The sequence below is a fragment of the Halomonas sp. BDJS001 genome, assembly GCF_026104355.1.
Taxonomy (GTDB): domain Bacteria; phylum Pseudomonadota; class Gammaproteobacteria; order Pseudomonadales; family Halomonadaceae; genus Vreelandella.
Genome location: NZ_CP110535.1, coordinates 2,782,683 through 2,796,835 on the forward strand (window position 1 = coordinate 2,782,683; position 14,153 = coordinate 2,796,835).

11 protein-coding genes and 1 riboswitch are annotated in these 14,153 nt (G+C 60.5%); of the genes, 3 read left to right on the forward strand and 8 right to left on the reverse strand.

Annotated elements, in window-relative coordinates; genetic code table 11:
* Window positions 1-116 precede the first annotated feature (116 nt).
* The 6 genes from OM794_RS12950 to OM794_RS12975 are packed head-to-tail and all read right to left on the reverse strand — an operon-like array spanning window position 117 to window position 9,922.
* Window positions 117-1,286, reverse strand: a complete 1,170-nt coding sequence (locus OM794_RS12950; protein ID WP_226249323.1) for a cobalamin biosynthesis protein CobG — start codon at window positions 1,284-1,286, stop codon at window positions 117-119.
* Entirely contained in the window at window positions 1,264-5,100 is a 3,837-nt protein-coding gene (cobN, locus tag OM794_RS12955) for a cobaltochelatase subunit CobN (RefSeq protein ID WP_226249324.1), read from the reverse strand. Before cobN ends, OM794_RS12950 begins: the two co-directional genes overlap by 23 nt.
* Window positions 5,100-6,218 carry a cobalamin biosynthesis protein CobW gene (cobW, locus tag OM794_RS12960; RefSeq protein ID WP_226249325.1) on the reverse strand — a complete coding sequence of 373 codons (1,119 nt, stop codon included), beginning with the start codon at window positions 6,216-6,218 and terminating at the stop codon, window positions 5,100-5,102. The genes cobN and cobW overlap by 1 nt, the downstream gene beginning before the upstream one ends.
* Window positions 6,205-7,575 carry a cobyrinate a,c-diamide synthase gene (locus tag OM794_RS12965; RefSeq protein ID WP_226249326.1) on the reverse strand — a complete coding sequence of 457 codons (1,371 nt, stop codon included), beginning with the start codon at window positions 7,573-7,575 and terminating at the stop codon, window positions 6,205-6,207. The genes cobW and OM794_RS12965 overlap by 14 nt, the downstream gene beginning before the upstream one ends.
* Complete coding sequence (gene cobO / locus OM794_RS12970) at window positions 7,575-8,168, reverse strand: cob(I)yrinic acid a,c-diamide adenosyltransferase (RefSeq protein ID WP_039859160.1); 594 nt, start codon at window positions 8,166-8,168, stop codon at window positions 7,575-7,577. Before cobO ends, OM794_RS12965 begins: the two co-directional genes overlap by 1 nt.
* Window positions 8,165-9,922 (reverse strand): AAA family ATPase, encoded by a 1,758-nt coding sequence (locus tag OM794_RS12975; protein ID WP_265153781.1) that lies wholly within the window; start codon window positions 9,920-9,922, stop codon window positions 8,165-8,167. Before OM794_RS12975 ends, cobO begins: the two co-directional genes overlap by 4 nt.
* Window positions 9,923-10,249: 327 nt before the next feature.
* Window positions 10,250-10,442, forward strand: a riboswitch (cobalamin riboswitch).
* A 63-nt stretch (window positions 10,443-10,505) separates the two neighbouring features.
* On the opposite strand from OM794_RS12975, the gene OM794_RS12980 reads away from it, so the two are divergent.
* The 3 genes from OM794_RS12980 to OM794_RS12990 are packed head-to-tail and all read left to right on the forward strand — an operon-like array spanning window position 10,506 to window position 13,347.
* Window positions 10,506-11,522 (forward strand): ABC transporter substrate-binding protein, encoded by a 1,017-nt coding sequence (locus OM794_RS12980; RefSeq protein ID WP_226249327.1) that lies wholly within the window; start codon window positions 10,506-10,508, stop codon window positions 11,520-11,522.
* On the forward strand, window positions 11,519-12,583 hold the full coding sequence (locus tag OM794_RS12985; RefSeq protein ID WP_226249328.1) for a FecCD family ABC transporter permease: 1,065 nt from the start codon (window positions 11,519-11,521) through the stop codon (window positions 12,581-12,583). The genes OM794_RS12980 and OM794_RS12985 overlap by 4 nt, the downstream gene beginning before the upstream one ends.
* Window positions 12,583-13,347, forward strand: coding sequence for an ABC transporter ATP-binding protein (locus tag OM794_RS12990; protein WP_226249329.1), 765 nt, complete (start codon window positions 12,583-12,585; stop codon window positions 13,345-13,347). The genes OM794_RS12985 and OM794_RS12990 overlap by 1 nt, the downstream gene beginning before the upstream one ends.
* 30 nt (window positions 13,348-13,377) lie before the next feature.
* Here OM794_RS12990 and OM794_RS12995 read toward each other — a convergent pair whose 3' ends face one another.
* Window positions 13,378-13,590 (reverse strand): hypothetical protein, encoded by a 213-nt coding sequence (locus OM794_RS12995; protein ID WP_413927721.1) that lies wholly within the window; start codon window positions 13,588-13,590, stop codon window positions 13,378-13,380.
* Window positions 13,575-13,988 carry a Yip1 family protein gene (locus OM794_RS13000; RefSeq protein ID WP_265153783.1) on the reverse strand — a complete coding sequence of 138 codons (414 nt, stop codon included), beginning with the start codon at window positions 13,986-13,988 and terminating at the stop codon, window positions 13,575-13,577. The genes OM794_RS12995 and OM794_RS13000 overlap by 16 nt, the downstream gene beginning before the upstream one ends.
* Window positions 13,989-14,153: the final 165 nt, after the last annotated feature.

Below are 14,153 nucleotides of genomic sequence, written 5' to 3' on the forward strand. Positions count from 1 at the left end.
CTGGTCTGCAAGGCCTCCGTGCCAGGGCAGGTTTCCGCGAGGGCGCTGTGAACCCGTCCCTGGGCGCTACTTTTTCCATCCCTGGAAAAGACCCTCGCTACAACCTGCCCTGGCACTCAGCTACCGAGGATCAACCTAACTGTTTCGCTGAACTTTCTCATAAAATCCACCATCTCACCCTCCGATAGGCCTGTCTTAACTGGCGTGCTATCGGCACCGCCGTTAACAACAACATTAAATCGACCTGCTTGCCCGACCAAGCATACATCGGCTGGGGTGCGACGGGCGCAGCCTTTAGCGCAGCCGGATATATGTACGGTTCCTTCCACTAAACCGCTTAGCTTCTCGGCAAGCGGCTGGGTGGCGACACTCGCCTGTTCGCAGTAGGGCGCGCCCGGGCAGGCGTCCATCGCTAGCCGCGGGTCACTATTATGACGGATCAAGCCATCAACCGCGGGTAGTGTATCGCAATCCTTCAACAACAGGCGCCGCCAGGGGGTGACCTGCACAACGCTGATTCTTGTTTGAGTGACCGCCTCGCGCAGCGTATCAGCCGCTACCCGGCCAAAAGGCAGGCCAACCACTATGCCCTCGCGATGTTTGCCCAGCGCCAGCTTCTCGCCTGGGGATGCGGGGGCGGTATCAGCGGGCGCCCAATCGGGCAGCGGTGCGGTATGCCGACGCATACGCCCGGCATCCCAGCCGCCGGTATCTACAAACCAGTGGGTCAGGCGTATCAGCTGCTCGACGGCGGCCGCAGCATCGCTCACCGCCATGCCTAGCGCGTAACCGTCGGCACGCACCAGCAGGCCGCCTTCCATTGAGCGCTCGATTCGAAAATCAGCGGCGCTGTTGCCAAGCACCGGCGCTTTTCCCGCGTCAATGGCTATACCGACCTTGCTGGGCATGGCGGCTAATTCGCTGCCCCGCGCCTGCAACAAGCGGGCAATGGTAGGGGTGTCATCGCCCTTTTGCCAGGCGGGCGCCAGCATCATCTGTGGCTGGCGTTCTGCGTCCGGGTCGTCGCTCACCAGTTGATGCTCGACCAGAAACTCCATCAGTGGCGGCCAGCTAGTATCGGACACGCCGCGCAGCTGAAAATTAGCGCGGCTGGTCAGCTCGATCAAACCGCTGCCGAAGGTCTCGGCGGCTTCGCATAGTGCCAGCATCTGCTCGCGGGAAAGCTCTCCTAGCGGTGGGCGCACGCGCACCAGCAGGCCATCGCCGGTAGCCATAGGTCGCCATGCGCCGGGGCACCAGCCTTTAATGCGCGGGCTGGGCGGCATGACCATTGGCCTCTTTGGCTTCGTCCATTTCCAGCAGCAGATCCTGAAGCGCCTGGCCGTGCTCGCCGGGGGCTTGCCACATGCCCCGCTGGGCGGCTTCGAGTAAGCGCTCGGCCATCTCTTCCAGGGCTGCTGGGTTGTGCTCGCGCAGAAACTGCTGATTGGCGGCGTCGAGCACCAGGGCGTCACTCACCTGGGCGTACTGATAGTCGGCCACTAAATCGGTGGTGGCGTCGTAGGCAAACAAATAGTCCACCGTGGCGGCCATCTCAAAGGCGCCTTTGTAGCCGTGCTCGCGCATGGCGTTGATCCACTTGGGGTTTAACACCCGAGAGCGAATCACCTTCGCCAGCTCCTCTTTCAAGGTACGGATCTTGGGCATTGCGGGGTTGGCGTGGTCGGAGTGATAAATGGTCGGTGCCGTTCCGCTCAGCGAGCGGGTGGCGTTGGCCATGCCGCCCTGGAAGGCGTAATAGCTGTTGGAATCGAGGATATCGTGTTCGCGGTTATCCTGGTTCTGCATCACCGCATCCAGCCCCTGGAGCTGCTGCTCGAACGCCGCCCGCGCGGCGGTGCCGGAGGCCTTGAACTGACCGTAGGCGTAGGCGCCTGTATCCATGTAGGCCTCGGCCAAATCGTCGGCGCTGTCCCAGGCGCGGTTTTCAATCAGCCGGTTGAGGCCCGCGCCGTATTCGCCGGGCTTGCTGCCAAATATTCGGTAGCTCGCCTCCTGGGCGGCCATCTCCGGGCTTAGCCCCTGGTCTTCCAGTTCCTGCTGGCGGGAAAGCACCGCCTCGCGGATGGTGTTGCTGTTGCCCGGCTCTGCATAGCTCGCCACCGCCTGCACCGCGGCATCAAACAGGCGAATCACGTTGGGGAAGGCGTCGCGGAAGAACCCGGACACCCGCAGCGTGACGTCGACCCGTGGGCGATTGAGCAGCATCGAGGGGATCACCTCAAAGTCGCTCACCCGTTGGGAACCCAGCGACCAGATGGGCCGCACCCCCATCAGCGCAAAGGCCTGGGCGATGTCATCGCCGCCGGTGCGCATGGTGGCGGTACCCCAGATGGAGAGCCCCAGCCGCCGCGGGTAGTCGCCATGATCCTGCAGATAGCGCTCGACAAACGCCTGGGCGGATTTTTCGCCCAGCGTCCAGGCGGCCGGCGACGGAATCGAGCGGTTATCCACGCTGAAAAAATTGCGCCCGGTGGGTAGCGTATCCAGTCTCCCCCGGCTGGGCGCACCGCTGGGCCCGGCGGGCACGAAGATGCCTTCAAGGCCGTCGAGCAGCGACTGAATCTCCATCTTCACGCCGCGCTGCATGGTGACCCATAGCTGATCCCGGGCGTAGCGCAGTTGCGCTGCCGTAGCGGGGTAATCCTGGGCCAGGTCATCCAGGCAGCCGTTTGCCAATACGTAGTCGGCCACCCAGCGCTCGGCCAGAAGCTCCAGGCGCTCGCGGGCATCCGCCCCGGTGCACCAGGGGGTATCGAGCTGCTGGCTTAAAATAGCCGGTTCAGGCCCCTGCCAGGGCTCGTTGCCCGCGGCTAGCGGATCAAAATCCAAGCCTAAATCGCTGGCCAGGTTGTGCAGTAGGCCGCGGCTTGCCACCGCTTCGCCACGGGGTAGTCGCAACAGTGCCACTAAGGTACCTGCTCGCTTCTCTTCAGGCGGCAAAGTGCCGAGTATGTGCAGGCCGTGACGTATCTGCGATTCCTTGATGTCGCACAGGAAGGTATCCAGCTCGTTGAGAAGTTCTGAATCGTCAGCGCTATTTTCATCAACGCCGTGGGCCAGCTCCTGGTCGATACCGGTATCACGCAGGTGGGCGAGAATCTGGCTGCGTATCAGCGCTTCCCGGCGGGGATCCATATCCAGCGCTTGATAATATTCGTCGGTGAGCGCTTCCAGCTCGGCCATGGCGCCGTAGAGTTCAGCCCGGGCCAGCGGCGGCATCAGGTGGTCGATGATCACCGCCTGGCTGCGCCGCTTGGCCTGGGCACCCTCCCCGGGATCGTTGACGATAAACGGATAAAAATGCGGCAGCGGCCCCAGGGCAATATCCGGCCAGCAGTCGGCGCTCAGGGCGATGCTTTTACCCGGCAGCCACTCCAGGTTGCCGTGCTTGCCCACGTGGATGACCGCATCGACCTGGTAGTGCGCGCGCAGCCAAAAATAAAACGCCAGGTAGCTGTGCGGCGGCGCCAGCTCCATATCGTGGTAGGACTGGGTGAGATCATCGATAAAGTCCCGCTCCGGCTGGATACCCACAAAGGTCTCACCTAAACGCACACCCGCGATCATCAAGCGTCCCTGGCGGCACTTGGGGTCTTCGTGAGGCGCGCCCCAGCGCGTCCATACGGTTTCCTGCAGCTCGCTGGGCAGGGTTTGAAACCAGGCCAGGTAGTCGTCAACGCTGATGCTCTGCCAGCAGGCGCGCTGGTCGAGGCTTCCGTGATCGTTGGTCACCGCGCCCTGAAGCTGGCGGATCAATTCATCGCCATTTTCCGGCAGCTCGCTGATTGGGTAACCCGCCTCCTTCAGGGCGTTTAGAATCTGCAGCGTCGACGCGGGAGTATCAAGCCCGACGCCGTTGCCGATCCGGCCATCGCGATTGGGGTAGTTGGCCATGATCAGCGCAACACGCTTCTGCCCGTTGGGGGTCAGCCGCAGCGAACAAACCCGCCGCGCCAGCTCGGCCACAAAGGCGGCCCGTTCCGGGTGGATGACGTGGTGGGTCACCGCCAGTTGGCAGCGCGGGTTGTAGTGGGCTTCGGCTTTAAAGCCCACCGCCCGGGTGATGATGCGACCGTCCATCTCGGGGAGTACCACTTGCATTGCCACATCGCGGCTATGCAGCCCGGCGGCCATGCCCTGCCAGTCTTCCGAGGTGCTGCTGGCAAGAATCGCCTGGAGCACTACCGGACGCCCCACAAACAGGTTGTCAGGTAACTCTTCACCCAGGGCATCCAGCCCGTCGGCGTTGCGGTTGACCGCAAAGCTGGTGGTGTTAATTACCAGCATGGCGCCGGTCTGCTCAATCAGGTGATTGATAAAATCAATGCACGGCCCTTCTTTCAGGGACGCCACGGCGACTGCCAACGGCTCAAGCCCCTGGTCTTTCAGCGCCGCCAGCAATCCGTCGGGTACGGCGGTATTCGCCCCCTGCAAATGACTGCGATAAAACAGCAGCAGACACACCGGCCGCCCCGGCACCTGGCGATCGCGCCACTCGCTTAGGCTGGACGCCTGCTGCTCCTGCGACGCATAAATCACCGCTGGCGGGATGACCTTGGGCTCATTCCAGTCGCCCAGAGCCTTATTCATATACTCGCTGGCAACAAAGCGCAGCAGCTGCTCGGCGTTATCAGTGCCGCCCTCTCGCAGGTAGCGCCACACGCGGTACGCGTCATCGAAGGGGATGGTGGAATCTTCCAGCAGGGCATCATCCGGGGCATCGCAGCCCGGTACCAGGATCAGCTGGCGCTCGGGTTTGGCCGCCGCCCAGGCCAGCAGGCGTTCGTGGCCATACTGCCAGTAGGCCTTGCCGCCCAGCAGTGAGACGATGACCAACTGAGCTTTTTCCAGCACCCGATCTTCGTAGAGATCGTAGGCAGCCGGTTTGACCAGGTTCATCCAGTTGGCCAGCCGCACCGAGGGGTACGCCTCGCCCAGACGGTCGACCGCCTGGGCCAGCGCCGACAGGTTGCTATCGGCGGCGGAGAGTATCACGACCTCGGCGGGGCTCTGTTGCAGGTCGATGATGCCTTCATCATCGACAAAGCCCCCGGGCTTAGCGGCAAATAAGTGCATTAGCTAGCCGTTTGAGAAGACGTTTGAACCTCTGCTTCAGCCAGCGCGTCACGCAGCGCTGCGCTATCCAGGTGTTTGCCAATAATCACTAATTGGGTTTGGCGGAGTTCGTCCTGAGCCCATAGCCGGTCGAAGTAGCCTTCCAGTCTCTCGCCCACCGCCTGGATGACCCGACGCATGGGCTTGCCGGGGATCGCCGCAAAGCCTTTGGCGCGGTAGATCTCGTGGCTTTTCAGCAGCTGCTGGAGCTTGTCGGCCAGCACATCGCCATCGACTTCGCCCAGGGTAATCACGCAGGAATCAAAGTTATCGTGGGCGTGGTCGTGGTGAGCGCCTTCGGCGTGGTGCTTGTCATGGTGATTGGTAATGCTATCGATGTTTTTTTCGCTTGCTGCGCCAATGCCCATCAGCGCTTCCAGTTGGGTAGTGTCGGTCGTCAGGGTTTGATCGATAAACAGCGTTTTCACCGAGGCACTCACCCGCGCCTGAATCACCGCTTCCACCTTTGTGCGCTCTTCCGGGCTGAGCAGGTCGGCCTTGCTGACCAGCACCAGATCCGCCGCACTGAGCTGGTCATCGAGCAGCTCGCGCAGGCTGGGGTCGTGATCCAGGCTCTCGTCGGCGAGGCGCTGGGCTTCGACTTTATCCACATCGCTGGCATAGCGCCCGGCGGCCACGGCGGGGCCATCGATCACGGTAATAATCGCATCCACGGTGCAGTGCTGACGCACGTCGGGCCAGTTGAACGCCTGCACCAGCGGCTTGGGCAGCGCCAGGCCGCTGGTTTCGATCAGGATGTGGTCGATATCGTCGCGGCGGGCGACCAGCTTTTTCATGACCGGCAGAAACTCTTCTTCCACGGTGCAGCAGATACAGCCGTTGGCCAGCTCATAGATGCTGCCGTCTTCCCCGTCTAGCTGTCCGACTTCGCTACCCTCTTCACACCCCAGCGCGCAGCTGCGCAGCAGGCTGGAGTCGATATCCTGCTCGCCGAACTCATTAACAATCACGGCGATCCGCTTGCCGGTCACCTGACGCAGAATGTTGGCCAGCAGCGTGGTTTTACCGCTGCCGAGAAAACCGGTCACGACCGTGGCGGGAATCTTATTCAATTGCATGGGTAAATGCCTCGCTGTGTTGCGGTTCGCAGTACGCCGGGCTGGCAGAAAAGAGCCTTGCCACAGCGTCAGGATTATTAGGGAAAAACAGATGTAAATAGGTCGCCGTCAGGCGCTTTTGACGGTAAATCGCCTCTCCCGGTGCGGGGTGGCGCTGCCGGCGGCCGTGAGCAATCGGCTCGGGGGTGCCTTCCGCCATGGAGCGGTGGTGCGCATGACCCCGAACCGGGCCTTCCGGCAGCTCGGCGGTTTGCATCCCCTGGCAGCCACGGCGCCCGCGCATGGCTCCCTGCCCGGGCAGCAGGCCCAGCATGGTATGGGTAATATCGTCGTAGTCGGTCAGGGTTTCCAGGCAGTAGAGCAGCCCACCGCACTCGGCTAGGATCGGTTTATCGGCGTTAAAGAACGCCTCAATGGCCCCGCGCATGGCGCTGTTATCCGCCAAGGTTTGGGCGTGAAGTTCCGGGTAGCCACCGGGCAGCCAGAGGGCGTCGCACTCGGGCAAGTGGCTATCAGTCAGCGGTGAAAAGAAGCGCAGCTTCGCACCCATCTGCTCCAGCAGATCGAGGTTGGCCTGATAGACAAAGCTAAAGGCGGCGTCCTGGGCCACGCCAATGGTATGGCCTTTGAGCAACGGCTTAACAGCCGAAAGTTGTTCCTGGGGGGCGGTAAAGGTCACGGGTGAAAGCGCCGCGAGAGCGTCCAACAGCCCGGCGGCTTCCAACGCTTTGGCACCCGCCTCGAAGCGAGCTTCCAGATCCTCGCGAATTTCTGCGGCCTGCACAAGGCCCAGGTGGCGCTCGGGGAGCGACAGCGCGGGGTCGCGGGGCATGGCGGCCAGCAGAGGAATCGTCGGCGGCAGCGCCCCTTCGATCAGCTCGCGGTGGCGGGCCGAGCCGCAGGCATTGGCGATAAGCCCGGCGATATTAATGTCATCGCGAAAGCTGGCCAGCCCAGAGACCAGCGCGGCGGCGGTCTGGGCCATGCCTTTTACATCCATGACGATCGCCATGGGAATATTAAACAAGGCCGCCAGATCGGCACTTGAGGGCTCGCCGTCGAACAGCCCCATGGCGCCTTCCACCAGGATCAAGTCCGCTTCACAGGCGGCGTCATAAAAGCGCTGACGGCAGTAGGCCTCGCCTGCCATCCATAGATCCAACTGATCCACCGGCTGGCCGGAGGCCTGGGCCAATATCTGCGGATCCAAGTAGTCCGGGCCGGTCTTGAACACCCGCACCACCTTGCCCTGGTTGCGCAGCAGGCGGGCAAGGCCCGCCGTGACGGTGGTTTTGCCCTGGCCGGAAGCCGGGGCAGCAATAAATAGTGCGGGGCAGCTAACAGTCGGTTTGCTCATCAATATTCGATCCCCGCCTGGGCTTTAACGCCGCCGCGAAAGGCGTGGCGCTCGTCCTGAACGACGCTGATGGTATCGGCGATTTCCTGCAGCGGCGTGGCCATGGTGCGCCCGGTAATGATGACGTTCTGGTGCGCCGGGCGGCGCTTAAGCGCTTCCACCACCGGCTCGGGATCGAGATAGCCGTACTTGAACATATAGCTCATCTCATCCAGCACGATCATGTGATAGGCGGGGTTCTCCAGCAGCCCTTTAGCGACGGCCCAGGCGGCCTCGGCGGCTTCGATATCCCGCTCGCGATTCTGGGTTTCCCAGGTAAAGCCGTGGCCCATGATGTGCCAGTCAAGCTTGGGATGATCGCGAAAGAACAGATACTCGCCGGTTTCGCGGCGGCCCTTGATGAACTGGATCACCGCGCACTGCTGGCCGTGCCCCAACGAGCGTGCCATGGTGCCGAAGGCGGAGCTGCTTTTGCCCTTACCGTTGCCTTTGAGCAGAATCAGCACGCCACGCTCTTCCGTCGCCTTGCTGATGCGCTCATCGACCACGTCTTTTTTACGCTGCATGCGATCTAAATGGCTTGCGTCGCTCATGAGAGGTTCCCAAGTTGATGTGCAGAAACAGTATGCGCCATAGAGGGTTTGCCAAACGAGGTCGGCCAGTAAAGTGCGCCCAGCTGCTGGGCGATTCGCGCGCCCTGCCCGCGTTTGACTTTGGACTGTTCGGTATCGATCACCAGGCAGTCATCCAGCGGGGCGAGATCGTCAACGGTTTCCCGGGTGCGGCCATCGGTAATCAGATAGGTGCGCACCTTCAGGCCGGGCTCGCGGCGCTGCCACTGGAGGATAAGCCGCTTGGCTTCAATAATTGCTTCCCGCAGCGGGGTTCCACCGCCGCCCTTGGCGTTATCAAGAGTGCCCCGAGCATTTTTGGGCGCACGACGGCGGGAGAGTATCGACACCACCCCGCCATTACCAAACCCCAGCACCGCTACCTGCTCCCGCGCGGCGTAGGCTTGGGTTACCAGCGATTCAACCAGCCCTTTGGCTTGACCCAACAGGCGCTGGCCTAGGGTCGAGCCGGAGGTGTCCAGTAGCACCAAGTGCGCCGTCGTCTGCCCCGCCCGGGCCTTGCGCATTTTTAACTGCTGCCAGGGCCACTGGCCGCGATTGGCGATCAGCGTCGCGAACCCGTCCAGCCGCGAGGTCGTTACTTGGGAACGGCCACGCCCTGGTTCTTCCCCTTTACCCGCGCTAGCCGCGGTTTCTGAGCGATTATTCCGCTGAGCAAAACCGTCGCTATCGGGCAGTTTTACCGCGGGTTGGCTAATCGCCTCTTGCGTCATAGGGGGCATGGCGCCCCACTGGCCCTGCTCACCACCAGGATAGGATGAGCCGCCGCTGGGCGCGTTATTGGCTGACGACGAACCGCCCTCGCCATTTGAAGGCGTTTGATTAGGCGGGGATGACGGCGGGTGCTGTTCTGGCGGCTGAGTACGCCGATGCGCCAGCACCCAGGGCTCAACGGTGTCGATATCCTGCTGCTCTACGCTACCCACGCCACGCCAGGCGGCATGGGCCTGGGCGGCGCGGTGCCAAGTAACGTCGGCGCGTAGGCCTTCAACCCCGGCAGCTTCGCAGCGGGTGGCAATCGTCCGATACACCCAGGGGTCGGTGGTGATCTCTTTGAGTAAGCGCTGCGCTTTAGCAATACGCTCGGTCAGGGCGGCCTGGGCATCCTCAACGCGCTCGAGGGTGCCAGCGGGGTCGCGGTCAAAGGCTTCCCGCTGTTGCACAATGGCAATGCGCTCATCAATGCTCACGCCCTCCGCCTGCTCCAGGCAGAGACCAAAGCGGTCGAGCAACTGAGGGCGCAGCTCGCCTTCATCCGGGTTCATGGTGCCGATCAGGCTAAAACGCGCTGGGTGGGAGTGGCTAATGCCATCGCGCTCAACGATATTGGTGCCGCTAGCGGCCACGTCCAGCAGCAAATCAACCAGGGTATCCGGCAGCAGGTTGACCTCATCTACATAGAGCACCCCGCCGTGGGCTTTGGCGAGTAAGCCTTGATGAAAAGTCGCCTCACGCTCCGCCAATACCTTTTGCAGATCCAGACTGCCGACCAGGCGGTCTTCACTGGCGCCCAATGGCAGAGTGACAAAAGGGGCACGCTGCCCTTCGCCATCGCTGGGCAGAATGGCGGCCAGCGCCCGGGCTAAGGTCGATTTAGCGCTTCCTTTTGGCCCGCTAATCAATACCCCGCCGATGCGCGGATTAATGGCGTTAAGGAGCAGCGCGGTTTTCAGCGCCTCCTGACCGACCACCGCCGCAAAGGGAAACTCACTCACCGGCACCTCCCGTGCAGAGCCAACTCGCTAACCTTTGTTAACCGGCTAGATGTCCGCTGGACGTGAGCCTGGTTCATGGTAAATAGCTGAATAATGATAAAACCATTCATAAAGAAATGAGCGGCAGAAAACGGTCAGTATAGAGGAAGGGGGAGCGGCGAGGCCAATTTGTTGCACGTTGAACACCTTACGGGCACTTATATAAATTTACGCTAGGCATGCAGCTGGATTTTTATACTCACGCAAAATAAAATGATATAACATTACATTAACTATGGGATCTTATAAGATCCTTAAGGCTTTGTGTTGTTCGCTCTCCCCCTGCCACCTAGAATGGCCAGTGTCGGTGTTCCCTACGGAACTTAATAGAGAATCCGCCGCGGCTTGCCGCGAAACGGAACTGCCCCCGCAACTGTAGGCGGCGAGCGATGCTCTTTAATGCCACTGGACACAGCGTCTGGGAAGGCGAGCTAGCCATGACCCGTCAGTCAGGAGAACTGCCGATATATTACTTACCTCGAGCGAAGTGGCTCGGTCGGTATTTTCTGGCCGAATGCGGAGCTCATCATGCACGGGAGTGTACATGATGTTGAGATTGACCACGGCCATCGCCGCGAGCGCTGTTGGCCTTGCCCAGGCGGCTTACGCCTCCACCGACTACCCGCTTACGCTAACCAACTGCGGCGTAGAGATCAGCGTGGCGTCGCCCCCGGAGCGAACGGTGACGGTAGGCCAGTCAGCCACGGAGATTCTCTATTCGCTGGGGCTCACTGATCGAGTAAATGGCACCTCGGTTTGGTTCAACCCGGTTCTTCCCCAGTTTACTGAGGCCAATGAAACGATCGAGCGGATCGCCAACGACGACCCAAGCTTTGAGGCCGTGGTCAATAAGCGGCCTGACCTGGTGGCGGTACAGTATGAGTGGCACGTAGGCCCCACCGGCAGTGTCGCCACCCGTGAGCAGTTTCATGAGCTGGGTATTAACACCTATATTATGCCCGCCGACTGCGATACCAAGGATAACTCTACCGGCGGCGACGGTACCCGCACGGCCGCTTTCTCCACGGATTCGATCTATAAGGGAATCACCGAACTAGCCCAAATTTATGATGTGCAAGACGCTGGCGAGACCCTTGTGGCCGACCTGATCGACAGCGAAGAGCGTGCTATTGCCCTGGCGAGCAGCCTGGACTTACCGGACGACTTGTCAGCGGCATTCTGGTTCTCCTCGACAGACCTGGGGGTTAGCCCCTTCGTTGCGGGTCAGCTCGGCGCGCCGGGCTATATGATGGACAAGCTCGGTATTCGCAATGTGATCGAGTCCGATGAGGAGTGGCCAACGGTGGGCTGGGAGAGCATCGCCAGGGCTGACCCCGATGTACTTGTTATTGCCAGCATGGATCGCCGCCGCTTTCCCGCCGACGACATTGAAGCCAAGCGTGAGTTTCTGCGCAGTGACCCGGTTACCCGCGAGATGAGCGCGGTGAAAAATAATCGCATCGTCGAGATGGATGCCCATGCCATGAGCGCTACCATGCGCACTATTTACGGCCTTGAAACACTGGCCGAGGCGCTAGCGACGATGGCATTTGACGAATGAGCCTCGCGATAACGCGGCTATCTACGGCGGATTTTGGACTGCGCTGGCTATGGATCACGCCGCTGGTGCTCGTGGCGGCGCTGATCGCGGGCACCGCCATCGGCGAGACACCGATTCCCGTTGATACCATTCTCAAAGTGCTCGCCAATCAGCTACTGGGCGCGGATTATGCGGTTGACCGGATCGATGCAGGCATTATCTGGAACTACCGGCTTAGCCGCGCCGTCGTTGCTGCCTGTTGTGGTACTAGCTTGGCGCTGGCTGGGGTGGTGCTACAAGCTCTGCTGCGCAACCCCTTGGCCGACCCCTACCTAATGGGCATTTCCGCTGGGGCTTCTACCGGTGCGGTTGCCGTGGCCGTCGCTGGCATTGGCGCGGGGGCGCTATCGCTCTCACTGGGTGCCTTTGTGGGCGCCCTTCTCGCCTTTGGTATCGTGGTGATACTCGCCCATGCGGCCAACAGCGGCGTCGGTGGTGGGCGCGGCGTTCAGGCAGCGGGGGCGATTATTCTGGCCGGCATCGCAGGCTCGCAGCTGTTCAATGCGCTGACCGCTTTTATCATTACCAAGTCGGCAAGCGCCGAGCAGGCCCGGGGCATTATGTTTTGGCTGATGGGTAATCTTTCTGGCGTGCGCTGGGCCGATGTGACCTTGGCGGTGCCTGCCGCCCTTTTCGGGCTACTGGTTTGCCTATGGCACCGGCGCTCCCTGGATGCGTTTACCTTCGGTGCCGACAGCGCCGCCTCCATGGGCATCGCAGTGCGCCCGGTACGTGGCATGCTGATTATCGCCATGGCGCTGGTCACGGCGGTGATGGTGTCTATTGTAGGGGCGATTGGCTTCGTAGGGCTGGTGATTCCCCATGCTATGCGTTTTATTGTGGGTAGCCGTCATACCCGGCTGGTACCGGCCACCGCCTTAGCAGGCGCGGTATTTTTAATCGGCTCGGATATTCTTTCCCGGGTGCTGGTGCCCGGTCAGGTACTCCCCATTGGGGTGATTACTTCGCTGATTGGCGCACCTGCCTTTGCGCTCATTCTCGTGCGCGGCAAGAGGTCGTAATGCAGTTAACCGCTCAAAAACTCGCTTGGTCAGTGCATGGCACGCCGCTACTGATTGACATTAACCTTACCGTCGAACCAGGCCAAACCTTTGGCCTGGTGGGGCCGAACGGCTCGGGCAAAACGTCGCTACTTCGCCTGTTGGCAGGCTTGAACAAACCCAAAGCAGGACAGGTGCTGATGGGTAGCCAGCCTCTACACGCGCTGAAGCAGCGGGCGATTGCTCAGTCTATTGCTTTAGTCGAGCAGCAGGCCGATACCACCGATAGAATTAGCGTGCGTGACGTCGTGGCGCTGGGCCGGACGCCCTTTCTTACCGCGTTGCGCCCCTGGTCTACTGAAGATGATGCCATCGTGGTTCAGGCGCTGGTCGATGTCGATATGGTGAAGATGGCGGATCGGCTGTGGCACACTCTCTCTGGCGGCGAGCGCCAGCGGGTGCACATTGCCCGCGCGCTGGCTCAGCAGCCTAAAATCCTGCTACTGGATGAACCCACCAACCACTTGGATATTCGCCATCAACTGTCGATTCTTGAATTGGTCAGGCAGTTGCCGATCACAGTGATAATCTCGTTACACGACCTTAACCAAGCCATGGAGTGTGACCGCATCGGCGTGATGGATGGTGGCCGCCTGATCGACAGCGGCCACCCTGATGAAGTACTCACCACCAGCAGGCTACAACAGACCTTTGGAGTGTACACCCATGTGATCGATGACCCTATGGATGGCAAACAGATCATGCGTTTTCGCAGTGCAGTTTAGCTGGATGGGCTAGTTCACCATAGCGCCCATTTATCGGAAAAAATGCCAAACCACGCTGTGATCCGTGCCCATACTCCACAGCAGTACAATCACCACGAGCAGCGCTTCCAGCACCAAGACACCAACACCCAACGTCGTTGTTGACAGAATAAACCCGCGCTCATGGCTGATGCCTAAAAAGCTGGGGGTTCCCTTATAGAGTAGATAGGCGCTGTAGAGCAGTCCGATCACCATACCCAGCATACAAAACCAAAAAGCCGGATAGAGGGCAAAAACGCCACAAAGGAACATCGGTGTGGCAATGTACCCTGCAAAATAAGGCAGTCGCGGCGGCTGGGACGAGTGTCTATTCGACGGGCTAACCAATGGATCAAAGTGCCCACAACAGCAACAGCCATTAGGATCAACGCATAAAAAGCCACGCCCAATGCAATGCCATTGGTAAGAGAGACTCGATAGGTTTCAGGGCCACCATAGGTCCAGCCGACCTGGGTAGTGCCTATTAGCGCACAGATCACAGGAATAGCAGCGAGTAAAAGGACATGGTGGGCATACAGGTGGCTGATAGATTCATGCTCGCCACGGATCGAATGCCACTCTCTTTCAGGATGGTGGAGAAGCCCCCAAACATGATGGATCATAACGACCTCCCGGTTTTGTAGATGCACTATTGTTAGGGTCAGACGATGATCGATTGGATCAATTAGATTCCGAATCATTTTTAGTGTAGAACACAAAATCATTTTCGGAGGTGAGGATTTTTCTTTGCTAAGGTGGAGTGGTTCATTCTATTAACTGGTGGGATA